Source organism: Pseudomonas sp. AP19, assembly GCF_001728855.1.
Classification (GTDB): Bacteria; Pseudomonadota; Gammaproteobacteria; order Pseudomonadales; family Pseudomonadaceae; genus Aquipseudomonas; species Aquipseudomonas fluorescens.
The window spans coordinates 25524-51962 of record NZ_LXJP01000030.1 but is presented as its reverse complement, the minus strand read 5'-3'; the positions used below and the strand labels follow the sequence as shown (position 1 = coordinate 51962).

21 protein-coding genes are annotated in these 26439 nt (G+C 60.2%); 8 read left to right on the top strand and 13 right to left on the bottom strand.

What is annotated here, in order from left to right:
- The 3 genes from A7D21_RS20345 to codA all read left to right on the top strand — a co-directional run bounded on the left by A7D21_RS20345 (position 1) and on the right by codA (position 3405).
- On the top strand, positions 1-624 hold the full coding sequence (locus tag A7D21_RS20345; protein ID WP_053255408.1) for an NUDIX hydrolase: 624 nt from the start codon (positions 1-3) through the stop codon (positions 622-624).
- 157 nt (positions 625-781) lie between these two features.
- The gene (gene codB / locus A7D21_RS20340; protein WP_053255407.1) at positions 782-2050 is read left to right on the top strand and encodes a cytosine permease; all 1269 of its coding nucleotides are present in this window, start codon (positions 782-784) and stop codon (positions 2048-2050) included.
- 119 nt (positions 2051-2169) lie between these two features.
- Positions 2170-3405 carry a cytosine deaminase gene (codA, locus tag A7D21_RS20335; protein WP_069552531.1) on the top strand — a complete coding sequence of 412 codons (1236 nt, stop codon included), beginning with the start codon at positions 2170-2172 and terminating at the stop codon, positions 3403-3405.
- Between the two features lie 9 nt (positions 3406-3414).
- On the opposite strand, the gene A7D21_RS20330 is transcribed toward codA, so the two are convergent.
- The 5 genes from A7D21_RS20330 to A7D21_RS20310 all read right to left on the bottom strand — a co-directional run bounded on the left by A7D21_RS20330 (position 3415) and on the right by A7D21_RS20310 (position 10496).
- The gene (locus A7D21_RS20330; RefSeq protein WP_069552530.1) at positions 3415-5571 is read right to left on the bottom strand and encodes a lipase family protein; all 2157 of its coding nucleotides are present in this window, start codon (positions 5569-5571) and stop codon (positions 3415-3417) included.
- A gap of 11 nt (positions 5572-5582) precedes the next feature.
- Entirely contained in the window at positions 5583-6365 is a 783-nt protein-coding gene (locus tag A7D21_RS20325) for a hypothetical protein (RefSeq protein ID WP_069552529.1), read from the bottom strand.
- Positions 6358-7194: a DUF4123 domain-containing protein gene (locus tag A7D21_RS20320; protein WP_069552528.1), complete on the bottom strand. Its 837-nt coding sequence runs from the start codon at positions 7192-7194 to the stop codon at positions 6358-6360. Before A7D21_RS20320 ends, A7D21_RS20325 begins: the two co-directional genes overlap by 8 nt.
- Positions 7194-9209: a type VI secretion system tip protein TssI/VgrG gene (gene tssI / locus A7D21_RS20315; protein WP_069552547.1), complete on the bottom strand. Its 2016-nt coding sequence runs from the start codon at positions 9207-9209 to the stop codon at positions 7194-7196. Before tssI ends, A7D21_RS20320 begins: the two co-directional genes overlap by 1 nt.
- Before the next feature lie 300 nt (positions 9210-9509).
- The gene (locus tag A7D21_RS20310; protein WP_053255402.1) at positions 9510-10496 is read right to left on the bottom strand and encodes a DeoR family transcriptional regulator; all 987 of its coding nucleotides are present in this window, start codon (positions 10494-10496) and stop codon (positions 9510-9512) included.
- Between the two features lie 358 nt (positions 10497-10854).
- On the opposite strand from A7D21_RS20310, the gene A7D21_RS20305 reads away from it, so the two are divergent.
- Complete coding sequence (locus tag A7D21_RS20305) at positions 10855-12006, top strand: MFS transporter (RefSeq protein ID WP_069552527.1); 1152 nt, start codon at positions 10855-10857, stop codon at positions 12004-12006.
- Positions 12007-12033: 27 nt separating this feature from the next.
- Here A7D21_RS20305 and A7D21_RS20300 read toward each other — a convergent pair whose 3' ends face one another.
- The 7 genes from A7D21_RS20300 to bglX form a co-directional block, all read right to left on the bottom strand.
- Positions 12034-12582, bottom strand: a complete 549-nt coding sequence (locus tag A7D21_RS20300; protein ID WP_069552526.1) for a type III secretion effector protein — start codon at positions 12580-12582, stop codon at positions 12034-12036.
- A 1-nt stretch (position 12583) separates the two neighbouring features.
- Entirely contained in the window at positions 12584-12787 is a 204-nt protein-coding gene (locus A7D21_RS20295; protein WP_141125168.1) for a hypothetical protein, read from the bottom strand.
- Between the two features lie 348 nt (positions 12788-13135).
- Positions 13136-13450: a hypothetical protein gene (locus A7D21_RS36285; protein ID WP_053255398.1), complete on the bottom strand. Its 315-nt coding sequence runs from the start codon at positions 13448-13450 to the stop codon at positions 13136-13138.
- A 181-nt stretch (positions 13451-13631) separates the two neighbouring features.
- The gene (locus A7D21_RS20285; protein ID WP_069552525.1) at positions 13632-16052 is read right to left on the bottom strand and encodes a TonB-dependent receptor; all 2421 of its coding nucleotides are present in this window, start codon (positions 16050-16052) and stop codon (positions 13632-13634) included.
- Between the two features lie 97 nt (positions 16053-16149).
- Entirely contained in the window at positions 16150-17100 is a 951-nt protein-coding gene (locus A7D21_RS20280) for a FecR family protein (protein WP_069552524.1), read from the bottom strand.
- A gap of 26 nt (positions 17101-17126) precedes the next feature.
- Positions 17127-17627: a sigma-70 family RNA polymerase sigma factor gene (locus A7D21_RS20275; protein ID WP_069552523.1), complete on the bottom strand. Its 501-nt coding sequence runs from the start codon at positions 17625-17627 to the stop codon at positions 17127-17129.
- 73 nt (positions 17628-17700) lie between these two features.
- Positions 17701-19989 carry a beta-glucosidase BglX gene (gene bglX / locus A7D21_RS20270; protein WP_069552522.1) on the bottom strand — a complete coding sequence of 763 codons (2289 nt, stop codon included), beginning with the start codon at positions 19987-19989 and terminating at the stop codon, positions 17701-17703.
- Positions 19990-20169: 180 nt separating this feature from the next.
- Between bglX and A7D21_RS20265 the strand changes: the two genes are divergently transcribed.
- From A7D21_RS20265 to A7D21_RS20255, 3 genes are all read left to right on the top strand, one after another.
- Positions 20170-20970, top strand: a complete 801-nt coding sequence (locus tag A7D21_RS20265; protein ID WP_069552521.1) for a glucose 1-dehydrogenase — start codon at positions 20170-20172, stop codon at positions 20968-20970.
- A complete protein-coding gene (locus A7D21_RS20260; RefSeq protein ID WP_069552520.1) occupies positions 20963-22789 on the top strand; it encodes a glycoside hydrolase family 15 protein in 1827 nt (608 codons plus the stop codon). The genes A7D21_RS20265 and A7D21_RS20260 overlap by 8 nt, the downstream gene beginning before the upstream one ends.
- 158 nt (positions 22790-22947) lie before the next feature.
- Positions 22948-23853 carry an alpha/beta fold hydrolase gene (locus A7D21_RS20255; RefSeq protein ID WP_069552519.1) on the top strand — a complete coding sequence of 302 codons (906 nt, stop codon included), beginning with the start codon at positions 22948-22950 and terminating at the stop codon, positions 23851-23853.
- A 156-nt stretch (positions 23854-24009) separates the two neighbouring features.
- Here A7D21_RS20255 and A7D21_RS20250 read toward each other — a convergent pair whose 3' ends face one another.
- Entirely contained in the window at positions 24010-24978 is a 969-nt protein-coding gene (locus A7D21_RS20250) for a GlxA family transcriptional regulator (protein ID WP_053255390.1), read from the bottom strand.
- A 94-nt stretch (positions 24979-25072) separates the two neighbouring features.
- Here A7D21_RS20250 and A7D21_RS20245 point away from each other — a divergent pair, with 94 nt between their 5' ends.
- Positions 25073-25753, top strand: a complete 681-nt coding sequence (locus A7D21_RS20245) for a DJ-1/PfpI family protein (protein WP_053255389.1) — start codon at positions 25073-25075, stop codon at positions 25751-25753.
- The last annotated feature ends 686 nt before the right edge of the window (positions 25754-26439 follow it).

Sequence of the window (26439 nt, the reverse complement as noted above, 5' to 3'; positions counted from 1 at the left end):
ATGGAAAACATCTGGCTGGCCCAGGCCAAGCGCTTACAGGCACTGGCGTCCACAGGGCTGCACTTTTGCACCGACGATTTCGAGCGTGAGCGCCTTGAAGAAATCGCCGAAATCGCCCACAGCATGCTGGCACAGTTGGCAGATGTGCCGTTGGAGCGCATCACCGGGCTGGTGTCGGATTTTGCCAAGCGCTATTCAACGCCGATGATTGAAGTGCGCGGCGCTGTGATCGATGGCGATCGGATTCTGCTGGTGCGCGAATCGACGGATGGTTGCTGGGCGCTGCCAGGTGGTTACGCCGATATCGGTTTATCGGCGGCGGAAAACATCGTCAAGGAGATCCGCGAGGAAGCCGGGCTAAGCGTGACGGCACGCACGCTGTATAGCGTCATGCACAAGGCCAAGGGCCTCTATCGCCCCGACGTGCGGGACTTCTACAAGCTGTATTTCCTCTGCGAACGGGTGGACCAACTGGCACCGATGGCGGGTTTGGAAACCACTGAAGTGGGCTTTTTTGCCCTGCACGACCTGCCGCCGCTGTCCCGTGGGCGCACCATCGAAAGCGATCTTGAAGCAGCCTTTGCGTTTCATCGCGGCGAGCTCACCCAAACGCTGTTCGACTGATCCAATGTGTATCACCGCTGCACTGCTTTCGTGCCCGACCGGGCACAACGGACAGGCCTTGCGACGATACGTACCTGTTTGACGCCCTCTACACTGCACTGTTGGTTTGGCACGCGCAGTGCAACAGCCTTGCGTCAGTCATCCAGGGAGCAAGGCCATGACGCAGCAAGAACCGGGCAACGATTACCCCCTCAGCGAAGTGCCGATGCATGCGCGCAAAGGCCTGGCGTCCACTGCCATGGTCCTGTTGGGGTTTACGTTTTTTACCGCGACTATGTTTGCCGGCGGCAAGCTGGGCGTAGCCTTCAGTTTCACCGACCTGCTCGGTGTCGTGGCGTTGGGTAACCTGTTGCTGGGTATTTACGCGGCAGGCCTGGGCTACATCGCCTTTAAAAGCGGCTTGAACTCGGTGTTGATGGGGCGTTTCTGCTTCGGCGAGGTGGGCAGCAAGCTCAGTGACTTGATCTTAGGCTTCACTCAGATTGGCTGGTACGCCTGGGGCACCGCCACTGCCGCCGTGGTGCTGGGTAAATATTTCGAACTGAGCCAAGGCACGGTGCTGGCATTGATGGTGGTGTTCGGCCTGATGTTCTGCGCCACGGCCTATGTGGGCTATCGCGGGCTGGAGATACTCTCGTACATTGCGGTGCCGGCCATGGGCATCTTGCTGTTTCTGTCGATGGCGGTTGCCACCCACAAAATCGGCGGCCTGGACGGCCTGTTGGCGGTGGTGCCGACCGGCGAGCTGGACTTGTCCACCGCGATCACGCTGGTGTTCGGCACCTTTGTCAGCGGCGCGACACAGGCCACCAACTGGACGCGGTTTTCTCGCTCGGCCAAAGTCGCGGTGCTGGCGAGCCTGATCGGCTTCTTTATCGGCAACGGTTTGATGGTATTGATCGGGGCCTACGGCGCCATCGTCTATCAGCAGCCGGACGTGGTCGAAGTCTTGCTGCTGCAAGGTTTCGCGATGGCCGCGATGGCCATGTTGCTGCTCAACATCTGGAGCACCCAGGACAACACCATCTACAATTTCGCCGTGGCAGGCTGCAATTTGCTGCGCACCCGCAGGCGCAAGACGGTGACCCTGGCCGGCGCGGTAATCGGCACCCTGCTGGCGTTGCTCGGCATGTACGACCTGCTGGTGCCTTACCTGATTCTGCTGGGCACCGTGATCCCGCCGATTGGCGGGGTGATCATGGCGGACTTCTTCTACCGGTATCGCGGCCAATATCCGCGCCTGGCCGACACCCGCTTGCCGGCCTTCAACTGGCCTGGGCTGGTGGCATATGCCGTGGGCACCGTGCTGGCGTTCCACTCACCCTGGGTGGCACCGTTGGTGGGGATTGTTGCCGCGTCCCTCACCTACATTGGCCTGAGCGCCGTGCTGCGCGTACGGGCACCGCTGGCCGACGCACAGGTATGAGTCTGGCTGGCGTCACGGGGATGGTAACCTGATGGCCGACGCGCCAGGCAGAACATCGCAACAGCCCGGATAATCTGGCGCTGTCTGCCTGATTGTCATTAGCCAAGAGGAACTTGCCCATGCATATCATCAACGCTCGCCTGCGCAACCGTGAAGGCCTGCATGATCTGCACCTGGAACACGGCCGGATCGCCAGTATCACGCCACACACCGCGGCGCCGATGTTAAGGCCTGGCGATCTGGACGCCGCCGGTAACCTGGTGATACCGCCCTTCGTCGAACCGCATATCCACCTTGATGCCACCCTTACTGCCGGCGAACCGCGCTGGAATATGAGTGGAACATTGTTCGAGGGCATTGAGTGCTGGGGCGAGCGCAAGGCCACCATCACCCAGGAAGACACCAAGACCCGCGCCAAGCAAACTATTCAGGCCCTGGCCGCTCACGGCATCCAGCATGTCCGCACCCATGTCGACGTCACCGACCCAGACCTGACCGCGCTGAAAGCCATGCTGGAAGTCCGCGAAGAAAGCACGCACCTGATCGACCTTCAAATCGTGGCGTTTCCGCAGGAGGGTATCGAGTCCTACCGCAATGGCCGCGAGCTGATGCAGGAAGCCATTCGCCTGGGCGCCGACGTGGTCGGTGGTATCCCGCACTTTGAATACACCCGCGACCAAGGCGTGAGCTCGGTGAAGTTTCTCATGGACCTGGCCGAACGTACCGGCTGCCTGGTGGACGTGCACTGCGACGAAACCGATGATCCGCACTCGCGTTTTCTCGAGGTCCTTGCCGAAGAAGCCCGCAGCCGCGACATGGGCACGCGCGTCACCGCCAGCCACACCACGGCCATGGGTTCCTACGACAACGCTTACTGCGCCAAACTGTTTCGTCTGTTGGGGCACTCAGGAATCAGCTTCGTCTCCTGCCCCACCGAAAGCATCCACCTGCAAGGTCGCTTCGACAATTTTCCAAAACGCCGTGGCGTCACGCGCGTCAACGAGCTGCTTGAGGCCGGCATGAACGTCTGCTTCGGCCAGGACTCCATCGTCGACCCGTGGTACCCGCTGGGTAATGGCAACATCCTGCGTGTGCTGGAAGCCGGTTTGCACATCTGCCACATGCTCGGTTACCGCACCCTGCAAAGCGCCCTGGACCTGGTGACCGACAACAGCGCCAAGGCCATGGCCTTGGGTGACCGGTATGGCCTGGAGCCCGGGCGCCCGGCCAATCTGTTGATCCTTTCGGCAAACAGCGACTACGAGGTGATCCGCAGCCAGGGCCTGCCGCTCTACTCGATCCGTAATGGCAAGGTGCTGATGAAGCGGCAACCGGCGCAGGTGGAGTTTTTGTAAAACCAACCACTAGACGATCGAGTCGATATCCAACGGTTGTGGGTTCAACGGGCTGCCGTGAATAGGCGCAGGAATACTGGCGACTTGCGCCAATTCACGGTTTTCACGGTGGCTGAACCAACGCTTCAGGCTGGGCTGCAACTGCAGGGAATCAGCCTGACTTCCATACACGTCTTGCGCATCCAAGCGGCGCCAACGCAAGGATTCCAGGCGGCGACGGCTGGTGTGCAAGCGGTCAATTTCCGCGTTGAGTGCCTGGTTGTGTTCGTGCCCATAGCCGCGCTGGTTCGCGGGGCGGTGACGCTCAAGTTCACGGTTCTTGTTGCGCAACTGTCGAGTCATGGTTTCCAGCGCAAGGTCGAGTAACTCAAACTCTCTCGGTGTGACCAAGGGCCCCTGGCTCTCCAGGGTTTGTTGCCAGCGGCGCAAGGTGGCCCAGGCTGCCGGTATGTAGCTGGCGGTCATAAAGTGCTGGTCCGCCTGGAACAGCTGTTTGAGCAAGTTGTCGCGGCCTGGCATATCGCCCTGCAGTTGCAACGCACGGTTACAGCCGGCCTCCAGGATGGACTCGCAGCCAGGCTTCCATAACACCGAGGAGCGCGTACCGTCCGGCAGTTTGAGCGGCATGAAGTGCTGTTGTTCGCCGTGATGCTGGTAAGCATTACCCCCCACGCGTACCAGGCCCGCCGCGAACAGCAGGCCACCCGCTGCGGGGGCACTGAAAAGCGTGACGGCGCCCGGGACCCACAGTTTGGCGGTGGTATTCATCCACGTGGCGGGCACGCTGGGCACTGGGTCGTTGTGGTTGACGATGCGGTGGTGGATCAGGGATGAGGCGCCGTCGGCGAACTCTGAATCAGCGGCGCGAGGCGCGCCATAGGTGTAGAGGAGGATGTTGTACTGCGAGCCGGGAACTCGACGCAGCCCTTCCGCCAACAGCAAAGCGATGGCGCCTCCCAGGCTGTGACCGCAAATCACAATGCGCTGGCCGCTGTGGAACAGGTCGAGGTAGTGCAATACGAAATCTCGCATCGCTCGATAGGCTTGGTAAAAGCCCTCATGGGCTTTGCCAACACCTTCGGAAAAGGGCACTTGGTGGGCATTTGCGTCTCGCAGTGCGTCGGCACCACTGGCGGTACCTCGTACGGCGATCAGGACTATTTCATCGTGGTGAGTGATGAAAGCTTGAGTGTCAGTACCGAATTTTTCATCATCGAAAAAATGTAAGCGCGCAGGATGCTCCTGCTCATGCTCCAATGCCGGACGATTCTGTGGGTATAGTTCCGGATCGAAGGGAAGGATTTCAAAACGCAGGGAGTAAGGAACCTCTTGATAAAGCGGATAAAAACGCTGAACTTGCTCGGGATCAACTCGCCAGGCATCCTCAAATAGCGACAGTTTTTCAGCAAACAGATTCCCAACCGTTGGTTCCAGCGGGAAGGACACTTGATCCACAGGTTTCTTGGGCGGTTGCTGACCAAAGTCGCAGTAACTCAAAGTAGACATCAGGGCCAATTGATACAGGTTCAACGCGCAGAAGCTGTCCTCTGTAGACAGCATCGGACGCAGTGCTCGCAGCGGTCTGACTTCCAGTACAGAGTGCTGATTAGGGAATAACACCACCCCTGATAAAGTGGGTTGAGGTGGTCCAAATCCCAGGTCAGCCATCATTTTCAATGCGTGACGTTGGGGGCGATGAGTTCGAGGCGTGACCGGTGGAAGATGGGCGACATGGCGAACTAAATCCCGCACCTCAACCTGGTAAAACCTGTCTGCTTGCGGCTGTGCCGGATTACCTTCGGTACGCCGGCCATCTTGAGTAGAGAACCGGGTCTGCTCGGCGCGAATTTGAAGCTCGGTGATAGGCAGCTCGTACGCAACGCGAGTCCGCAGTTGGTAATAAGGTGCCTGCACTCCGGAATACAGACCATCAAATTTGAGTACGACCGGACCGCAGTGAAAACCTTGTAGTCTTGCGAACCCCTCACCATCCAATCTGCCGTCGTACTGACATCCTGTGCTGTCGTAAAGGGTGTATGGAAGCCCGCCATAGGCCTTCCCACTGCCAGCTTCATCTACCAAACAAAAACTTACCCAGTGCCCTTTCAATGCACAAGCGGGCATCCTCCCACTGAAAAATGGTTGCTTCCATGCGTCCAGTTTCATGAACTCGCTCCTTAGTCATTACACGTTGGATAGACATCACATGTGCGCCCATCCGGCATTTGTATGGGTTTAAAGTCTGTAGTAAAGCCGCCACAAGCCCCCGTCAGGTCTTCGAAACTCGTGCCTCTGCAACGCTTCCACCCTCTCGGAACCGCTATCCATCTGTCTTTAAAGGCAGGTAACTCTTGCTTGGTAACAGTCAGCACCAATCGGAGATTTTTACCCTTGATGTGATCACGTTGAGCGCCACCGCCCGGCTTTGTTTTTTGTGGCAGCCCCATTGCATCCAACGAATGGCATTGCAAAATTTTCCTGATCGCATGCAAAGGGCCCACTGTTCGAAAATGCCATCGACATTGCCCTTGCAACACCTGAATTCCAGACTCGGGCATGGTCGGGAAATCATCTGGTAAGCGATCTCGAATAGCGATACTTCCAAAATCCCTGCCGACGTCCGTGTCCCGCTTCCCCCACTTCCCATAAAACTCGAACTGAACGCTGTGCAGCACCGAAGGGCATCCTTCAATGGTTTCGCTTAACGGCAGCTCATAACTCACCCGATTGGCCACCGGGCTGAATTCTGTAAAAAAGACTTTCCGCTCTGGTCGCTTGCCTCTACGTGCTGGCAACGTGCACGTCTCACCTGTAGCTGGACGGTAATTAGCAGCAGTTTTAAGTTCGAAATCCGCCGGTAAATCCACCTCCAGCGTAAAGCGATCAACCGGCCCCACCGCACACCCCGATAGCCACCCGATTCCAAGTGCAAGCCAAACGCTGCGTACCCACCTACTCATGTTTATCTCCCAACCTTTGCCACTGCTCCACCACCCGTTCAAAATGATCAGCTGGCGCCTCGCCCTCCATCGGCGGCCAACGAATCACGCTGCCTTGCGTCGCCTCTTCCAACCTGTGCACGACCAAAAATTCAAGCTGGTGTGGCTCCCGCCATTGCCAGGCACGGGCGTGTTGCAGCACTTGGTTTAGCCAGACCCTGGGGTCCTGGAACTCAACCAGCGTCGCGAGGCTTTCGCTGTGCTCGGTCAGCAGGTAGCGCAGGATATTCGCGTGCAGGATGACTTCGGCCTGAGGATTGGGCGTGTTCAGCCAAGGTGCGGGGACAGGGACCGGATACTCGCCGGGCATCGGGTTTTCGCTCTGACACCAATGGCCGGCGTGCCAATAACACACACTGACCAGCGGGCCGAGGAACGCCGGCCACTGCGCGTTCGGCAAATGGGCCAGGGCACGGGCCAAGGTACGGTTATCATGAAAGCGATACAGAGCCTGGCTTCCCGTCGCGCCTACCACCAGGCGATCGCGCCAGTGTCGGACCACCTCGAACAGGTCGTCGCCGGGCAGGCTGCCCAGCCAGCCCCAGTTCGCCTCTGGATGCTGCAACAGATCGACCAGCGCGGGCTCATTCACCTGTTCCAGCAGCAAAATAACCGGGCCTGCCGCTACCAGCTCGGCCACGGCTGTTTCACCGTACAGGCTGCAATACTGCGCCAGGTTGCGGCCCGCCAACAGCGACTGGCGTGCGTCGTGATTACCGTCAAGGATCAAGCACAGTCGGCGCCCCGCCTGGTGCTGTTGGGCCATCCACTGGCCTGGCTCACTCGGCATCAAGCGGCCCTCTGCGTGACGGTGCAACGTCCTTCGCGGCATTGCTCGCACACAGGGCAGAAGTCCGCGCCCAACTGTCGGGCCATGTCCAGAATGGCACCCTGCGCCGCCGAGAGGTTCGGTACACCCGCTGCCCACAAAGGGTTAGCTGGCCGCACAGCAGGTAAGCCACCGACGGTGATTGGCCTGCTGCTGAAAATGCCACCCGCCTGGATCAGCAGGTGCTCGCCCCCGGCCTTGAAACTCAGCTGTGCACCGGCATCGATGACAAGGCTGGCGCCAGCCTTGAGGTAGATCTGCTGCCCAGCCTCGATGACCATGGACTGACCAATATGTGTCTGGCTGTGATCTTGAACGTGCAAATGATCGCTCGCTTTGAGCTCGACCTTGCGATCACCCGTGATGGATCGATACTCGCCGTTTTCCAGCTGAACCGTGCTTAATCCGCGAATGATTTCACGGCGCTCTCCGGCCACCTCCAGGCGGCTGTCATGGCCCACTCGCTGCTCCAGATCACGTTGGGCGCGCAGGTAGATGAGTTCCTCGCCGTGGCGGTCTTCAAGGTGCAACTCATTGGCACCCGCGCCACCCAGGGAACTGCGGCTGCGCAATACACTGCGCGTCTTGTGTTGCGGCAACGGATAAGCAGGCCGGTGCGACGCGTTGGGTAAGCATCCGTTGATCAACGGCTGGTCAGGGTCGCCCTCCAGGAAGGTCACCAGTACCTCCATGCCCACGCGCGGAATCAGCATTGCGCCATAGCCATCGCCTGCCCAACCGGATGCCACCCGCACCCAGCCACTGCTTTTGTCGTCGCTGTTATCCAGACGGTCCCAATGAAAGCGCACCTTCACCCGGCCATAGGCGTCGCAATGCACCTCCTCGCCTGCCGGCCCCGTCACAGTGGCAGTCTGGCTGCCTTGAATGGTCGGCTTCGCGTGTTTGAGGGCCGGCCTGTGCACTGCGCCCCAGGGTGTTGCGGTGAATCGGTTGCGATACCCCTGGACGGTGTCCGCGGCAAACACCGCTTCCTCCAGCACCTGCGGCTGATAGCCTTCATGACGCACCGAGGTGAGCAACCACAAGTCATTGCAGGCAGGATCGGGGTGTTCGCACAGCTCAAGAAAATGGCCGCTGCATAACGCCGGTTGGTCGCTCGTGCCCAGTGCGCGATGACGGTCGCTCTGATGGCGCTCCACGCCACGACGCGCCAATTGCCGGCCCCGTGCATGAGCGGTGAAACCGGCGGGATAACGATAGTCTTCAAGGGGGTGCGCCGATGCAGGACCCGCCGTGTCTTGCAGGCGCAACGACGGATGCTGGAAATCATGATCGCGCAGCACCACTTGCCGAGTGCGGGTTTCCAGGCACAGGTCGAAGCGCCGGATCGCTCTCGCTTGCGCCGCCAGCTCGCCCGTCGAGCAAAAGCGCTGCGCGGCCAAGCGCCGAAACACCGTCTGGTCATCGCCGAACACCAGCAGATGATTGTTCGGGCTGTGGCGAAAGTGGTAATGAATGCCCTCCTCCTCACACAACCGCTGGATAAAGTGCAGATCGGTTTCCGCGTACTGCACGCAGAACGTGCGTGGCGGGTAGACCACCGGGCCGAGTTCGAAGGCATAGGCGTCGGCAAGGATGCCGTGGTGCTCAAGGACCGCCGCAATGATCTGCGGCACGCTGCGTTGTTGGAAAATTCGCTGGTCGCGCCGATGGGCAAGACACGCCAGGCGCGGAGCCAAAGTGAGATGGTAGCGGGTGAGTCGAACACCTGGGTCACACCGGCCGACTGCGTAGACCTGCCCGTGCAGCCCGGCGCCGGCTTCGCCGAAATCCAGGTAAGCGGGCTGGTGGAGCAGCGCCTCCAGATCCAGGGAGGGATGCTCACTGACTAACTGCAGTTTAATAAAATACGGCTGATCAACGACTTCGCGGCCTTTGAACGCGAGCACCTGAAAGTCGTTGTTTAATTCTGGAAGTATCAATTTGAAACGTGAAAGAGCAAACGCATCAACCATCCGCAAGTTACCCATCATCAAGAATTTGATTGAAAGGCTTTCTCCCTCGGAGGCTGTTTTAACGGCCGGGAAAAAGCGCCTGAACGCTCTGAAGCTTAGCGATTCCAGGCGAAAAACGACCCTTTGAAAATAAAAAAGAAGTTTCGTACGATGCAGACGGAAGTGTCTTTTACAGAATAAGACAAATAGTTAACCGCCCGCCTCCAACAACGAGAACAGTCCCACATCAACTTTACAAAATTAACTAACAGACGAGGAAACAGCTGACACTTGTTAAAGATATCAGCTGCACTTCCAACTTCAGGTTTGCGGGCGTGCAGCCCCGAACAAACTGACACTCAGCAGCGTTTCACCTTCACTCTGCAAGCGTACCGGCGCCGTGCCACCCGGCATGACCACCGCCACGTCCCCCGCCTCGACCCACCCTGCTCGCCACGCGGCGCATGCCACTGCACTGGCGCTGGTCCCGGAGGACGCGGTGGGCCCCTCACCTCGCTCAAACACGCGCGCGATAACCTGATTGCGTGTAGACCGGGCGGCCCATTGCAGATTAACCCCGGCCAAACACGGTTGGCCGCGCCCGACAGGTGGCGCAAAAGCAATTGCCTGCAACGGCTCAAACAGCGAGGGGTGGTGCATCGACTGATTGTCAGGTAACGCGCTGGCGTGCTCGACAAGCGTCACACAGTGGGGATTTCCGACACGGACAAACTGGCTTCGCGCCCATTGCCGGTTGATCACCGCCAACGCGGCGACGTGGCTGAATTCACGCGCCCCCATGGCAACCGGATCGACATCGCAAGCACCCACTGCTGATGGCCCAAACATCGGCTGCCCCAGGGCCAGCCAGAATCCCGCACGCTGTTCGTAAACCGCAGGTTCCACAGAGGTCGCCAGGGGTGATGCGGTACCCGCGTTGTCGTGATGCACCCGCAACTCACAGCCGTGAGTTATCAAGCCCTGATCCGTCAGCGCCTGAGAAAAAATCGTCAGCCCATTACCACTGCGCTCGGCGAGTGTGCCGTCCGTATTGACGATCAACACGTCAAACGGCGGCGCCGCCTGGAACGGCCCGACCAACAAACCATCGCAGCGGTGTGCCTTGGCATCCGCTGCACGCGGCAACGCGCCCCATCCACATTCGGACGCAATGGCCGCCGATGCCCAGTCCTTGCGCGTACGCGCGGCAAGGTCGGCACGCTCGGGCACATCGACGCCCCGGTTGCGCAAATAACCCGGGCTGACCACCCCATAGATATTACCCCGCGCGTCGTAGAACAGGGTCATATCGCTACCTGACTGAAAATCTTCATCGGCCCATCCGTCCAATTGCATACACACTTGGCGGCAGCGTATTACAGAACGCTCGTCCCGTGGGAGGTGAGCTGGAAGGTGGTAATCCAACGCAAGATAGCTGGGGTTCATCCATTCTCGCGCAGATTACGCACCTTCCAGAGCACCGCCTGAACACTCGATAGCCTGTGTGTGGTCGCGACCCTCGAATGCGTTCCGAGGGTCTAAACATAAATTCCCCACCTGAGCGCCAATCCCGATCGCCTAGGGAACCCGGCTCGCTCGACAGGGCCTGATGTGCAAGGATGTCGCGCCGGACATCGTTCGCTGAACGCAAAACCAAGGATTTTTCATGACTGCCATCCCCACTCCAGCGCCCGTGGTTCCCGGGCGGCTGGAGCAAATGTCGACCCGTATCGCGTTTTTCATCGCCGGCTTCGGCATCGCGGCCTGGGCGCCGCTGGTGCCGTATGCCAAAGCGCGCGCAAATCTGAATGAAGGCACGCTGGGCCTGTTGCTGTTGTGCCTGGGCGTCGGGTCAATCATCGCCATGCCGGTCGCGGGCGCCCTGGCCTCCCGCTATGGCTGCCGACGCGTACTGACAGCCGGCACGATCCTGATCTGCCTTGCGCTGCCAATGCTCGCCACGGTCAGTTCGATTCCATTGCTGATGGCCGGGCTGTTCCTGTTCGGGGCAGGCCTGGGTACCGTGGATTCGACGGTCAACCTGCAAGCGGTGATCGTTGAGCGCGCCAGCGGCAAAACCATGATGTCGGGCTTTCACGGTTTGTTCAGCCTCGGCGGCATTGTCGGCGCGGCGGGAGTGGCCGGGTTGCTGGGGCTGGGCCTGTCGCCGCTGCAGGCGACTCTGGTAGTGATCGTCATCATGGCGGCGGCACTGCTCAAAGCCGGACCGCACCTGTTGCCCTATGGCAGTGAAAGCTCAGGCCCGGCGTTTGCCGTACCGCACGGTGTGGTGCTGTTTATCGGCTGCCTGTGTTTCATCGTGTTTCTGGCCGAAGGTGCGGTGCTGGATTGGAGCGCCGTGTTCCTCAGTGCCGAGCGTGGCCTCGATGAGGCGTATGCCGGCCTGGGTTATGCGGCGTTCGCCTTGACCATGACTGCGGGGCGCCTGACCGGCGATGCTATTGTCCGACGCCTCGGCGCCACCCGAGTGATCGTGACTGGCGGCGCGCTGGCCACCGCCGGCATGTTGCTCGCGACATTAATCCCGTCCTGGGAAACAGCACTGCTGGGGTATGCGTTGGTAGGTGCCGGTTGTTCGAATATCGTACCGGTGCTGTACACCGCCGTCGGCAAGCAGACGGTCATGCCGGAACACATCGCAGTGCCGGCCATTACCACCCTGGGGTATGCCGGCATTCTCGCCGGCCCTGCAGTCATCGGTTTTATTGCTCACGGCAGCAGTTTGAGCAGCGCCTTTGTGCTGATTGCAGTGCTGTTGGCCGGTGTGGCTATCAGCGGCAAAATTCTCAAGGTGTAAACCCGCTCAGCGCGCAACGCCAGGGCGTTACCTGGCTTTGCGTGCGGCGTACTGTTGCAGCCAGCGCTCGAGGCCTCTGTTGCAAAGCCATCCCTCGTGCCTGGGGCGCCCGAACATACGCATGTGAGTGGCGCGCTCCAATGACCGTAGTAAACCCGGGCGCTCAATGATGTTTTTTGCCGTGTACACGCAGTGTTCGCTGTACTTCTTTTTGGGCAACCCGGTGGCGGGCTCCAGAATGGGCAAGCCCCGTGAATCGGTATCGTCGGGGTCACTCATCACCCATTCAAGCAGTGCAATGTCCAAGTATTCAACGCTTTCAAAAAAAACCGTGCGGTCTTTGGACGTGTCCCTCAGTGGCTTGAAATAGCCTTGTAAAGCCTGCACGACCTCGGCGTTGCCCTGGCCATGAAAAGGGTCCTGGCTAAAGGCGCTGGAGGAACTGTTACCCCTTAAGACGGCAGCGGCCGCGTTCAAGCTGTCGCGGGTGATATACCCCGCGCAATCGATGATCGCGTCGTTCAGCGACGGGCGATTGAGAATTTCCCGGATCACCAGGATTATGCGGTCCCGCACCTTACTCTCCCGTCAACGCTTGGGCTGCGATCTGGCGCAGCGACGCCTGCGTCAAGCGACCTGCTTTCAAGAACGCATGCAGGTCGCCAAAGTGTCTCTCCAACTCGCCCGCCAATTGGCTGTCCGTCGAGTTCGGACCGGGCGGTGTGGTGTTCGCGCGAGCAGCGGGTACATTCTGCAGCGCCTGATGGCGCAGCGAAGTCAAGCCCGCACGCCACAAGGCCGGCCGCCGTACTCGCCCTCCCTTCGTTGCGTATTGCGCGTCGCAAGGCGGATGAAAAACGGGTTGCGGCGAACCCCAACGTGCCTCTGGCCCGCCCATCGTCATTGACTGCCCGCACGGTATTGCACCCTCAATCTTCATACGTCATCTCCCACCTGTTGCAGATATGTGCTTGCCTGAAAGTCACCCTCAAGGAGCCCCCAATCATCGAATTGACGCCTGGGCAGCAAGCAGCGGATGTGTGGTGAGTGGCGCGCAATAGTTCCGGTCAACAGCCGAATACCAATAACAGCATGTAAAAAGCCCTGAGCCGCCGCATCAAGCGGGCCTTTACCCACGCCACCAGGCGGCGAGGCCATTGGTCAGCGCCCCCCACACCCAATGGGCTTGCCTCGCCACTTGGGCATCCGGGTGGCTTGCCTGCCCCGGCGCACGCAAGCCACGGATAAAATCGTCCGCGACAGGCGCCTGGAATTTGCGCTGGCCCACAAAGGCTTTCACGCGCAGCGCTTCGCTGGCGTACACCTTGCGCAGCGCTGCTGAGGCCCCTTGCGCGTTTACCGAGGTTGAGCAAGCCAGGATATGTTGGCTGTGAAATGCACCACAGCCACCGGATTGGCCGGATTGAAACGAAGTTGAAGTCATGTCTGGACCTTGGCTCAGCGTCTGAAAAGCGACCAGTACGATCAAATCCGCTGGTTACAGGCTGTGTGGCAAAACCCACAAAAACAGTTCCTGCACAGCCCATAGGCAGGTGGCTGGCCGCAGGGTCAACAGGCAAAAAAAATCGCAGCCATGGGCTGCGATTTTTCATTTCCGCGGCCGGTCAGAACCCGACGCTTGCCTGCACGAAGAACGTACGCGGCTCGCCGAGGTACAAACCGGAATTGTTGTCACTGGAACGTGTGTAGTGCTGCTGGTCGAAAACGTTTTTCACGCCCACCCCCAGTTTAAGGTTCGACAGTTGCTCACCGAAGTCATACCCGCTACGCGTGTTCACTGACACATAACCTGCGATATCGCCGTATTGGCCATCGGCGGTGCCCTGGGTAAGGTAAGTGCTGCCGGTGCCTGGCGCGCGTTGACCGGACTGGGCGTAGACGTCCAGGTTATGGGTCCAGTGGTTGATGTCGTAACGCAGGCCCAGCGTAGCCACTTTACGAGAGTACAGTGGCAGGTCGCGGCCCTTGAACGGTACATCGCCCTCGGAGGTGGCCTTGGTGTAGGTGAGGCCGGCGCTGGCGGTCAGGCCGTCCAGGCGCGGGTCCAGGCTGGACAGGTCGTAGTGGGCCGAGGTTTCGATACCCTGGTGTTTGGTGGCGCCGAGGTTGGTCCAGCCCACGTCGTTGCTGACGTATTGCAGCTCATCCGAGAAGTCGATGTAGAACAGCGTCACTTCGCCCCCCCAGACGCTGTCGTTGTAGCGCGTGCCGATTTCGTAGGTCTTGGCTTTCTCCGGGTTCAGACCGTTGGCGGTCTGGTCGCCGTTACCGCCCTGCCCGAGTTGGAAGTACTGCAGGCTGCCGAAGGACGTTTCGTAGTTGGCGAACAGTTTCCAGGCATCGGAGACGTGGTACATCACGCTCAGGGCCGGCAGTGGTTCGTTGTTGCTGACCTCGCGATTTTTTTCCTGGGTGCGCACCCCGTTCAAGGCGACTACCGGGCGGTCGTGCCAAGTGGTCTTGATGTCTTCGAAGCGAATGCCCGGGGTAATGGTCCACTTACCGATATCGATCTTGTTATCGATGTAGAAGGCGTTGGCCTCGGTGCCGCCGGTGCGGTCCTGATACACATGACCATCGTTCTGGCCGCCCGGTGTCGGGACGTTATTGACCAGGTTCAGGCTGGTGGCCTGTTCGTGCATGCCTTCCTTGAGGTAGCGATAACCCAGGCTGACTTCCTGGGTGCTCGGCCCCACGTCGAACACATGGGATACCCGTGGCTCGATGCCGAAGGTGTAGTAAGTGCGCGGGTAGGAGCTGATGGTCTTCAGGTCGCGGTTGGCGATGTTGCTGCCGCGGAAGCTGTCGGCGTAGTAAGTCAGCACTTCGGCCTGGGTACGGTCGTCGATCTGACGGATGTACTTGAAGGACACGTCCTTGCGCCGGCCGCTGAAGCTGTCCCAGTCACGCACCGACTGGTACGGGTTGGCGCGGAACTGCTGCTGGGTCAGGCCACCGGGCATGTCGGCGCTGGCATCGTAGTAGTGGAAGTTCAGCGAAAAATCGTCTTGATCGGTCGGTGCCCAGTGGGTCTTGAAGATCACATCCTCAATGTCGTTGCCGTTGTTACTGCTGCGATAGCCATCGCCCTTGACCCCGGAATACAGCAGCGCTGCGCCGATACCGTTGTCGGCCGTTCCACCGACAAAGGCGTTTTCAATGTGTTTCCAACCGCCGTGGGCCGAAGTTTCCAGGGTGGTACCGACGTCGCCGGAGAACTTCTCCGGGATGGCGCGGGTCACGAAGTTGATCACACCACCGACGTTCTGTGGCCCATACCGCACTGAGCCGGCGCCGCGCACCACGTCGATGCTGTCAAGGTTACCGGCAGAAATCGGTGCCATCGACAGTTGCGGCTGGCCATACGGGGCGAACGCCGCCGGCACGCCGTCGATCAGTACGGTGGAGCGTGGCGACAGACGCGAGGTCAGGCCGCGAACGCCTACGTTCAGGGAAATGTCGCTGCCGCCGGTGCCGTTGGCTTCCTGCACCTGTACGCCAGGCACACGGCGCAATACGTCACCGACGTTCATCGCGCCCTGCTCCACCATGGCTTCGCGGCGGATGACCGTCCGCGCGCCAGGGTGGTTCTGCACCACTTCGGCATTGGCATCGCCCAGCCAGTCGCCGACCACCTTGATGTCGGTGACGCCCAGCTCCAGCGGCGAGCCGGCTTCGCCGGTGCCGTTGCGCAGCGGGCGCAGGGTCACTGAGCCTGCGTCCATCTGATAAGCCAGGCCGCTGCCTTGCAGCAATTGGCCCAGTGCTTGTTCCGGCGAGACATTGCCCTCTACCGCAGGGGCTTGTTTGCCCGCGACCATCTCAGGGCTGAAAAACACCTGCAGGGAGGTTTGCTGGCCCAGCTGGCTCAAGGCTGCGCCCAACGGCTGGGCCCGAATATGGATGCCATCGGCCGCGTAGGCGGCAGGCAACGCAGCACTGACAGCCAACGCCAGGGCCAGTGGAGCCCAGCAGGCGAGTTTAGTCTGGCTCACTTTATTGTTGTACACGGCGAGTTTTTTCACGTCGAACCTAATCCTGTGATCGCAAGGGTGTGCGGCTGTTAATGCAAACCAGTTGCAGTTACAAGAGAAGACGAAGAACTCGAAAAAAACCTGAATCTCAGCGCGAAATAATTTCCTGACTGCCGTCCGGCAAGGCACGCACCGCGACCGGCAGGATGTGCGGCAAGGCTTTGAGCAAGGCGTCGGTGTCGCTGGAGTTGAACACGCTGGTCAGGCGCAGGTTGCTGACCGCAGCCGTGTTGACCCGCAACGGTTGCTCGCGGTAGCGCGACACTTCCCGCACCACTTCGCCGAGGGTGGCGTTGTTGAACACCAACTTGCCGCTGCGCCAGGCCGTCAGCTCATCGGCATTCACCGCATACGCCGCTGCGACTTGCCCACGGGGATCGACATGCGTGCCCCGCCCTGCCGTGAGCGTGACGATTTGAGCCGACGCGCGCCCCTGTACCTTGACCGTGCCGTCCTCGACCACCACGCGGGTCTGGTCGTCATCGCGGCGCACATCAAAACGCGTACCGGTAACCGTCACCTGCCCGGCCCCGGCAGCGACGATAAACGGCCGATGGGCGTCATGTTCGACGCTGAACATGGCTTCGCCCTGCTTCAGCTCGACGCTGCGCCGCCCCTTTTCATAGTGCACTGCGACGACGCTGCGGCTGTTGAGGTCTATCGTCGAACCGTCGGGCAAGGCCACCTGGCGATGCTCGCCCAGGCGAGTGCTGAACTGCGCGCTGTAGGGTTTCGGGTGATCAAGCGTGCTGAGTAATCCCAACCCCAAGGCAGCGGCGACCACACTCGCGGCGACGGCATAACGCCAGATTGCCCGGCGCTCAGGGCGCTCCACCGGTACGTCGCACAAGGCCTGCAAACGCGCCTTGGGCAACAGGTCGGTGGCGCTCCACATGCCTTGCAGCAGGTCAAATTCGTATTGGTGCTCCGCACACTGAGTGCGCCAGGCGTCGAAACGTTGGCGCTCTTCGACGCTCAACTCGGCCTCTTGCAGGCGTACAAACCATTGCGCGGCTTCGTCGCGAGAACGGTTATCCATGATGGAAGATCCTGTTTCAAAGCGGGTCATGGAGCCATCGTATCCAGGCGGTCACGCAGATGCCGCAAGGTGCGGATCATATACTTTTCCACCATGTTTTTTGACAGCCCAAGGCGTACGGCGATTTCCTGCTGGGTAAGGCCCTCGATCTTCTGCCAGATGAAAACCTTGCGGCAGTTGACTGGCAACTCGGCCAAGGCCCGCTCGACAGAGCCCGCCAACTGGATCGCGTGCATGAAATGCTCCGGGTCGCCGCTATGGGGCGAACGCTGATCAAAGGCTTCCAGCGCCAGCGCCTCGCGGCGATCTTCGCGACGGTAAGCGTCAACGGCGATATTACGTGCTGTTTGATGCAGATAAGCGCGCGGTTGCTCAACCTCGGTCGAACGTGACTCGAGCACCCGTACGAAGGTGTCGTGGGCCAGATCTTCGGCCTGATGACGGTTTTTCAGGCGACGTGTCCAGGTGCCGATCAACTCTTCGTAATGCTCGAAAAAGCCTGTTCTGCGGGGCGGCTGAGGAATCATCGCGAGAGCACTGGAGAGGCGGGGCGTGAATAGTAATGCTTCCTATTAAGCGGGGCAATTGAATCCCGGCGCGTTACTGATGATCGAGGTCTGCGTCCCGAAACTCGAAGCCCTGCTCAATGACGTCGTTAGAGTCCAGGCCTATCTGTACCTTGAATTCACCCGGCTCGGCGGCGTAGCGCAATTGGGCGTCGTAAAACTTCAAATCATTTTCATCCAGAGTGAACGTGACGAGTGTGCGTTCTCCCGCCTTGAGCATCACTTTCTGAAAACCTTTCAGCTCTTTGACCGGTCGGCTGATGGAGGCCACCACATCCTGCAGATAAAGCTGGACCACCGTATCGCCTGCCCGCGTGCCGGTGTTAGTCAGCTCGACACTGACGTCAAGTCGGTCTCCTCGGCGCAAAATGGGCGTGGACAACAGCAGCTTCGACAGTTTGAACCGGGTGTAGCTCAAGCCATAGCCAAAGGGATAGAGCGGCGTCTCGTCTTCGTCGATGTACTGCGTGGTGTACTTATAGGGCGCAACGTTGTTGTAGGGCCGGCCAGTGTTTAAGTGGTTGTAGTACATCGGGATCTGGCCAACAGATCGGGGGAAGGTCATCGGCAGTTTCCCCGATGGGTTGTAGTCGCCGAACAGCACATCAGCAACGGCATTCCCCCCTTCGGTGCCGCTGTACCAGGTTTCCAACAGCGCGCTGGCCTGGGTTTGCTCCAACGTCAGGTCCAACGGACGGCCGTTCACAAGGACAATCACCAGCGGTTTACCCAATGCCCTCAAGCGCCTGAGTAACTGTTTTTGACTGGCAGGCAAGTCGATGCGCGCGCGACTGGTCGCTTCATCGTTAAACCCCCAAGGCTCGCCGACCACCGCCACAATGACATCAGCCCGGCGGGCGATCGCTACCGCTTCGTTCAAGCGTTCGTTCGACGACCGAGGGTCGATATCCAAGGGGGACTTGTATTGCTTCATTCGTGCGATCAACGCCGTGTCGTCGCTGACATTGGCGCCTCTGGCATAGAGCAGCGTCGCTTTGCCCGCAACGGCGCGGGCGACTCCTTCATGGATGCTCACCACGCGCGTGTCTTCACAATCGCCACAATAACTGCCCAGCAGATCCCGCCGGCTTTTGGCCAAAGGGCCGACCAAAGCGATTGTGCCCTGCTTGCGCAACGGCAGGGTTTGGCGGTGATTTTTCAACAACACGAAGGTTTTTCGGGCAACCGTGCGGGCCACATCGCGCTGCAACCGAGACTCAATGGGCGGTAACGGCGCTGGATTGAGTTTGCGATAAGGGTCGTCGAATAACCCCATGTCATATTTGATACCCAGGACCCGGCGCACGGCCGTATCCAGAACCTCTACCGGCACTTTTCCCGATCTGACCGACCCTGGCAACGTCTCCACATTTGCACTGTCGCACAGCGCCATATCGACACCGGATCGCAATGCCAAGGCAGCCGCATGGCTTGGATCAATTGCCACACCATGGTCAACCAAATTACCTATTGCGCCGCAGTCTCCCAGGGTCACGCCGGCGAATCCCCATTCATGCCGCAACACGTCCCGGATCAACCAGGGATTGGCCATGGCCGGAACGCCGCCTATGCTATTGAGCGCGATCATCACCACACCAGCACCTGCTTCGACGGCAGCGCGATACGGCGGGAAGTAATACTGATACATATTAGCCGTGCTCATATCGACACTGTTGTAATCCCTGCCCCCCTCCACTGCGCCATACAAGGCGAAATGTTTGACAGTTGCCATCAAGCTGTCAGCGGCAGCAAGGTCCTTGCCTTGATAGGCCTCGACCACGGTCTTGGTGATGCGTGAAACCAGGAAAGGGTCCTCGCCGTAGCCTTCAGAGACTCTGCCCCAGCGAGGGTCGCGAGCGATATCGACCATAGGGCTAAAGGTCAGATTGATACCCTCGGCACTTGCCTCCTCGGCACTGATCCTGCTCGCCAGGGCTATAGCCCGCATATCCCAACTCGCAGCGAGGGCCAAACTGACCGGAAAGATTGTGTGCAACCCATGGTCCACGTCCTGAGCAAACAGCAACGGTATCTTCAACCGACTGCGCTCCACGGCAATACGCTGCAAGACATGCCCATACGGGGCAAAGGGCACGCCACCGAGCCCGCCAACCGTGCCCTTGGCAATCAGCTCCGGACCATTGGAGTCGAGATCAATAGCGTCCAGGTCGAGCATGTTCAATTGGCCAACCTTTTCGTCGAGCGTCATTTGACCTAAAAGGTTGTCGATAAAAACGCCCTTCGAAGCGTTCTCCTGTGCGCCAACGCCGAAAGGACAAAGGCAAAGGCAAATAAACAGCCCAAGTAACCAATGGGGGTTCATGACGTCTTTCCTATGGGCCGCGAAATGCCGTCAGGCTCATCCTGCTGACAGCGCACGTCTACTGTCAGAACTAACAGCTCGCGGCCCATGCTGCGGCGCCACACCGCCAAAACAGAGGATGAACTTCCTCGCCGCGCCGTCAGTCAGCAGAAAGGACTCTCATAAAACGGTGGGTGGGCGATGCAGATTTCATTGCAACAACAAGTGGCCCTGGTCACCGGCGCCAGTTCCGGCATCGGCGCTGGCGCTGCCAAGGCCCTGGCTGAGGCGGGAGCGGCCGTGGTGCTCAATTACAACTCCCAGGCGGCACCGGCCGAGGCGCTCGCTGCCCAGATCAACGCCGACGGCGGTCGAGCGGTGGCCATCGGTGGTGATGTGTCAAAAGAGGCCGACGTGGAACGCCTGTTCGCGCAGACCCTCGACACCTTCGGCCACCTGGACATTCTGGTCGCCAACTCCGGCCTGCAAAAAGACGCCAACCTGGTCGACATGACCCTCGACGACTGGAACAGCGTGATCGGCGTCAACCTCACCGGCCAGTTCCTGTGCGCCCGCGCCGCCGTACGTATCTTCAATCGCCAAGGTGTGCGCGAAGGCGTGTCGCGCGCAGCCGGCAAGATCATTCATATGAGTTCGGTGCACCAAATTATCCCGTGGGCCGGGCACGTAAATTACGCAGCCTCCAAAGGTGGCGTCGAGATGCTGATGCGCACCCTGGCCCAGGAAGTCAGTGAGCAGCGCATCCGCATCAATGGCATTGCACCGGGTGCGATTCGTACGGCGATCAACCGTGCGGCCACTGAAGGCGCGGCGCTGCAGGCGTTGTTGAAGCTGATTCCCTATGGCCGGGTCGGCGACGTGGAAGACGTCGCCAATGCAGTGGTCTGGCTGGCGAGCGACGCCTCCGATTACGTGGTCGGCAGTACCCTGTTCATCGATGGCGGCATGAGCCTCTATCCGGAGTTTCGTGGCAATGGTTGATTTCAAGAACGAACCCCAAAGCGCGATTGATGCCCACGGCATCATCGGTGATATGCGCAGCGCGGCGCTGGTCAATGACACCGGCAGCATCGACTTTTTCTGCTGGCCGGAATTCGACAGCCCGTCGATCTTTTGCTCGCTGCTGGACACACCTGAGGCCGGGGCTTTCCAGCTCACCCCCGACCTGCCAAACGCCCGCCGTGAGCAAATCTATTTGCCCGACACCAACGTCCTGCAGACCCGGTGGCTGAGCGATGAAGCGGTGGTGGAAATCACCGACCTGCTGGCGGTCACCGAAGAAATCGATGACCTGCCGCTGTTGATCCGCCGGGTGCGCGTTGTCAGCGGCAAGGCCACGATGCATCTGCGCTGCGCCGTGCGCCATGACTACGCGCGCGCGGCGACGCACGCCGTGGCCGACAACGGCGGCGTGCTGTTCACCGCCGATGGCCAGCCTGGCCTGCGCCTGGTCGGCAGCCACCCGTTAAGCCTCGACGATGATGCAGCAGTCGCCAGCTTTACCCTGACCCAGGAGCAAGGCGCGGAATTTGTCCTCGGCGGTGAGGACGATCTGCGCGTGACCAACCACTGTACCGACCTGTACCTGGCGCGCACCCTGAAGTTCTGGCGCAGCTGGATCGCGCAGTCGAATTACCGCGGGCGCTGGCGCGAAATGGTCAACCGCTCGGCCCTGGCGCTCAAGCTGCTGACCTCACGCAAACACGGCGCCATCATCGCTGCCGCGACCTTCGGCCTGCCGGAAACACCCGGTGGCGAACGCAACTGGGACTACCGCTACACGTGGATCCGCGACGCCTCGTTTACCGTCTACGCATTCATGCGCCTGGGCTTTACCGAGGAAGCCAACAGCTACATGCGCTGGCTCAAAGGCCGGGTCAGTGACTGCTGCGGCCAGCCGACCAAAATCAACATCCTCTACGGCATAGACGGTCGCCAGGAACTGCCGGAAACCGAGCTGGATCACTTCAGCGGGCATGGTGGCGCCAAGCCCGTGCGCGTCGGCAACGAGGCCTTCGACCAGGTCCAGCTGGATATCTACGGCGAGCTGATGGACGCGGTGTACCTGGTTAACAAATACGGCGAAGCGATCTCCCACGAAGGCTGGAAACACACGGTGGAAGTCGCCGACCAGGTGTGCGAAATCTGGAATCAGAAGGATGTCGGTATCTGGGAAATGCGCGGCGAGCAGCATCATTTCCTGCACTCACGCCTGATGTGCTGGGTGGCATTGGACCGCGCAATCCGCCTGGCCTCCAAACGCTCGCTGCCCGCCCCGTTCGCGCGCTGGGATCAGACGCGGCAGGCGATTTATGCGGATATCTGGAGCAACTTCTGGAACGAAGAACGCGGGCACTTTGTGCAACATATCGGCAGCACTGCCCTCGATGGCTCGATGTTGCTGATGCCGCTGGTGCGCTTCGTCGCGGCCACTGACCCACGCTGGCTGTCGACATTGGAGGCGATCCAGAAAAGCCTGGTGCGCGACGGCATGGTGTATCGCTACCGCAACGACGACAGCCAGATCGACGGCTTGCAAGGCACCGAAGGCGCGTTCGCCGCCTGCTCGTTCTGGTACGTCGAATGCCTGGCGCGGGCCGGTCAAGTCGAAACAGCCCACCTGGAGTTCGAACAACTGCTGCGCTACGCCAACCCCCTGGGGTTGTACGCCGAGGAGTTCGACAGCCAGGCCCGGCACCTGGGCAATACGCCGCAAGCGCTGAGCCACCTGGCGCTGATCAGCGCGGCGACCTTTCTGGACCGCAAACTCAGCGGCGAGAAGACCGTCTGGCAACCCTGAACGGGGCGCCGCCAGAGAACCCTGGCCGGTGGTGAAAATCGCCGGCCTGCTGGTTACCGCGTCAGACCAGCAAAGCGATTGCCCACAAGTACAGGCCCCATCGTGATTCGCTTTCGGCTAGAGTTCCAGCACCTTCGGCCACCTCGTTCGAGCGCATCATGACCCCACTCGCCCCACTGCTTTATGTGCGCACGTCCATGCTGGATGTGGCCTATGAAACCCACGGCCCCGACGACCGTGAGCCGGTTATTCTGTTGCATGGTTTCCCCTACGACCCACGCGGCTACGATGAGATTGCGCCGGCCCTGGCCGCGCGCGGGTGCCGGGTGTTAGTGCCCTACCTGCGCGGTTATGGCCCGACGCAGTTTATCGATGAGCAGGTGATGCGTTCGGGCCAACAGGCGGCGCTGGCCAAGGACTTGCTGGATTTCATGGATGCGCTGCGTATCCCGCGAGCGACCCTGGCAGGCTATGACTGGGGTGGGCGCGCCGCCTGTATCGTCGCGGCACTGTGGCCGGAGCGGGTGCGCGGGTTGGTGACCGGCGATGGCTACAACATTCAGGATATCGCCCAGTCGCCGACGCCGAGCGCGCCAGAGACTGAGCATAGGCTGTGGTATCAGTTCTACTTTCACACCCAGCGCGGCGTCGACGGTCTGACCGCCAATCGTAGCGAGCTCTGCCAGTTATTGTGGCAGCTGTGGTCGCCGACCTGGGCCGAAGGACCCGCCCAGTATGACAAGAGCGCGCCGTCGTTTGATAACCCGGACTTTGTTGAGGTGGTGATTCATTCCTACCGCCACCGTTTCATGTACGTCCCCGGCGACCCGGCGCTGGAGCCCATCGAGCGAGCCCTGGCGTTGCAGCCGTGCATTTCGGTGCCGAGCATCTCGTTATGCGGCGCCGATGATGGCGTGGGCCCAGCCCCGGTTGAGGATGACGATGTGGAACATTTTACCGGCGTTTATCGACGCGAAGTCTTGCCCGGCGTCGGTCACAATATTCCCCAGGAAGCACCGCTGACGACCCTTGCAGCGATTTGCGAATTGCTGGATCGGACGTGACGTCAGCGTGCTGCCGCGCGCCTGAAACTGACGACACCAACCTGCGTGGCACGAGCGACAGGACTGGGCGAAACACATCATTTCATCTTCTGAAAGCGCCGGCTCTGAAAGCGCTGCGATAACTCATTACCTGGGTTGAACCCGGTACGGTTTGATTCAGGCCGGTTGGCAGAAGCGTTCACGATAGGCCTGGGGCGTAACGTCCAGCGCGCGCAGAAAACTGCGGCGCAGGGTCTCCTCACAACCGAAACCACACTGCACGGCGATGCGCTTGACCGAGGCGGTGCTGTCGGCCAACTGTCGGCGCGCGGCGTCGACGCGTATCAACTCGACCGCACGCGCCGGGGTTTGCCCGGTTTCAGCGCGATAGTGGCGTACGAAACTGCGTTCGCTCATGCCCGCCTGGGCAGCCAGTGTGGGAATGTTCAGATCGAGGCTGAGGTTTTCGGCGATCCAGGCGTGCAAATCGGCGAAGCGAGTGTCGCCTTTTTGCAGGGACAAGGCCGCGCTGAATTGGGATTGGCCCCCCGGGCGCTTGAGAAACACCACCAGATGCCGCGCGACTTCCAGGGCGACGGCCCGACCAAGGTCCTCCTCCACCAGGGCCAGGCACAGGTCGATGCCGGCCGTTACACCGGCAGAGGTCCACACCGCGCCTTGCTGGATGAAAATCGGGTTGGACTCCACCGTCAGCAAAGGGTACTTGCGCGCCAGTTCTTCACAGCGGGTCCAGTGGGTGGCCACCCGACAGCCATCGAGCAAGCCGCTGGCGGCCAGCAAAAAAGCGCCCGTGCATACCGAGGCCATGCGCCGGGTGTGCTGGGCTTTTTGCTTCACCCACGCCACCAACTCAGCGTCTTCGGCGGCACCGTACACACCCCAGCCGCCGGCGATTACCAGCGTATCGCACGGTGTGTCGGCCGCCGGCAAAGGCTCGGCCAACAGCGCCAAGCCAGCGGAGGTCATCACCGGCGTTGTCTGCGCGGCGATCACCGAGGCCGCGTAGGGCAATGGCAAACCGCGCTGACGCGCCAGGTCGTTGGTCGAGGCGAACACCTGCAGCGGCCCGGTTACGTCGAGCACCTGGGCGTTATCAAACGCGAGTACGTGGATTATTCGAGTCATGATTGGCGTAATTGGTGGGCTTAATGGCGTATACGCCAAAGCCTAGGCCTCTAGAGTGAAGCCGTCTACCTCTCGTGTAATCGGAGTTTCACTCATGACCCTGCAGATCGGTTTTCTCTTGTTTCCCGGTATCCAGCAACTGGACCTCACCGGCCCCTATGACGTGTTGGGCTCACTGCCGGATGTGGCGCTGCACCTGCTGTGGAAAGACTTGGCGCCGGTCACGTCCAGCACCGGGCTGGTGTTCACCCCGACCATGACCTATGCCGATTGCCCGCGCCTGGATGTGATTTGCGTGCCCGGCGGAGCCGGTGTCGGCGCGTTGATGGAGGACCCGCACACCCTGGATTTCCTCAAGGACCAGGCACAGACCGCGCGCTACGTAACATCGGTATGCACCGGTTCGCTGGTACTCGGCGCGGCGGGTTTGCTGCGCGGCCGCAAGGCCACCACGCATTGGGCTTACCACGACCTGCTCGCCCCGCTCGGCGCGATTGCGGTGCAGGCGCGGGTGGTGCGTGACGGCAACCTGTTTACCGGGGGTGGCATCACCGCCGGGATCGACTTCGCCCTGACCCTGGCCGCCGAGTTGTACAGCGAGGACGTCGCGCAACGCGTGCAACTACAGATCGAATACGCACCGGCGCCGCCCTTCGACGCGGGCAGCCCGCAGACCGCCCCCAAGCACGTACTGGAGGACGCCAACCAGCGCACGGCGGAGTCGCGTCGGGTGCGTGCCGAGGTGGTGGCACGCGCCGCTGCACGGCTGCGCTGATTTGCCCGCCCCCTCTCATCAGCGCCCGGCCCGTTAATCGGACCTGGCGCCGCGGTAGCGCGCGAAGAAAAGGCTGAATGCGCGAAATCGATCATTTCTTCCACGTCAACCGTCCGAGCGCGCGACCGGTAAAGTAGTCAAACGGATACAACAAAAAATTGCGCTGATACTTTTGAATAAAAATCCCCTGGTCGGCACCAGCGCTCAGAAGTGACAGATTCAGCGCGACGGCCAGGCCGGCTGCACGGCTTTTTGGGCCACTTTACAGCCAGTTCCCCGAATTTTACGCGTGCGTTTGCAACGCCGCCCATACTGGCTATAACGCCCATTTCAGGGCACTTGGCGCGCCTTTCAAATCACTCCCTGTCCCTCTTTCCTACCTCCATCCAAAAAAGGTTTTACTGCCCGGCAGGAAAATTCTCACATTTGTTTCTACACTCAAAATCACACCCAAATAACGAGTGAACTGACAAGGAAAGTCAACAAAATGACACATAAGAAGACTAAACAAGGTGTCTGCGGCAGCCCATCCGAAAAAAAGTCAAGTTATTGACAAGGCCAGCAAAAAGGCGTTTTCTCTGACTGACAAAGCCAATAGCCAGAAAACTCCTTTAGCCACTGCCCCCACGCATTTCCTTCGTTTCGGAAGAGAAAGGCTTGCGTTTTACCCAGCGTTGCCATCGTTC

What these genes read in the sequence shown, in the direction of transcription:
- codA (WP_069552531.1), top strand. Translation starts at nt 2,170, where the DNA reads ATGCATATCATCAACGCTCGCCTGCGCAACCGTGAAGGCCTGCATGAT.
- A7D21_RS20320 (WP_069552528.1), bottom strand. Translation starts at nt 7,194, where the DNA reads ATGCCGAGTGAGCCAGGCCAGTGGATGGCCCAACAGCACCAGGCGGGG.
- A7D21_RS20280 (WP_069552524.1), bottom strand. Translation starts at nt 17,100, where the DNA reads ATGGATAACCGTTCTCGCGACGAAGCCGCGCAATGGTTTGTACGCCTG.
- A7D21_RS20250 (WP_053255390.1), bottom strand. Translation starts at nt 24,978, where the DNA reads ATGACTCGAATAATCCACGTACTCGCGTTTGATAACGCCCAGGTGCTC.
- A7D21_RS20310 (WP_053255402.1), bottom strand. Translation starts at nt 10,496, where the DNA reads ATGACCCTGTTCTACGACGCGCGGGGTAATATCTATGGGGTGGTCAGC.
- A7D21_RS20305 (WP_069552527.1), top strand. Translation starts at nt 10,855, where the DNA reads ATGACTGCCATCCCCACTCCAGCGCCCGTGGTTCCCGGGCGGCTGGAG.
- A7D21_RS20325 (WP_069552529.1), bottom strand. Translation starts at nt 6,365, where the DNA reads ATGAGTAGGTGGGTACGCAGCGTTTGGCTTGCACTTGGAATCGGGTGG.
- A7D21_RS20265 (WP_069552521.1), top strand. Translation starts at nt 20,170, where the DNA reads ATGCAGATTTCATTGCAACAACAAGTGGCCCTGGTCACCGGCGCCAGT.
- codB (WP_053255407.1), top strand. Translation starts at nt 782, where the DNA reads ATGACGCAGCAAGAACCGGGCAACGATTACCCCCTCAGCGAAGTGCCG.
- A7D21_RS20330 (WP_069552530.1), bottom strand. Translation starts at nt 5,571, where the DNA reads ATGAAACTGGACGCATGGAAGCAACCATTTTTCAGTGGGAGGATGCCC.
- tssI (WP_069552547.1), bottom strand. Translation starts at nt 9,209, where the DNA reads ATGGTTGATGCGTTTGCTCTTTCACGTTTCAAATTGATACTTCCAGAA.
- bglX (WP_069552522.1), bottom strand. Translation starts at nt 19,989, where the DNA reads ATGAACCCCCATTGGTTACTTGGGCTGTTTATTTGCCTTTGCCTTTGT.
- A7D21_RS20345 (WP_053255408.1), top strand. Translation starts at nt 1, where the DNA reads ATGGAAAACATCTGGCTGGCCCAGGCCAAGCGCTTACAGGCACTGGCG.
- A7D21_RS20255 (WP_069552519.1), top strand. Translation starts at nt 22,948, where the DNA reads ATGACCCCACTCGCCCCACTGCTTTATGTGCGCACGTCCATGCTGGAT.
- A7D21_RS20275 (WP_069552523.1), bottom strand. Translation starts at nt 17,627, where the DNA reads ATGATTCCTCAGCCGCCCCGCAGAACAGGCTTTTTCGAGCATTACGAA.
- A7D21_RS36285 (WP_053255398.1), bottom strand. Translation starts at nt 13,450, where the DNA reads ATGACTTCAACTTCGTTTCAATCCGGCCAATCCGGTGGCTGTGGTGCA.
- A7D21_RS20245 (WP_053255389.1), top strand. Translation starts at nt 25,073, where the DNA reads ATGACCCTGCAGATCGGTTTTCTCTTGTTTCCCGGTATCCAGCAACTG.
- A7D21_RS20260 (WP_069552520.1), top strand. Translation starts at nt 20,963, where the DNA reads ATGGTTGATTTCAAGAACGAACCCCAAAGCGCGATTGATGCCCACGGC.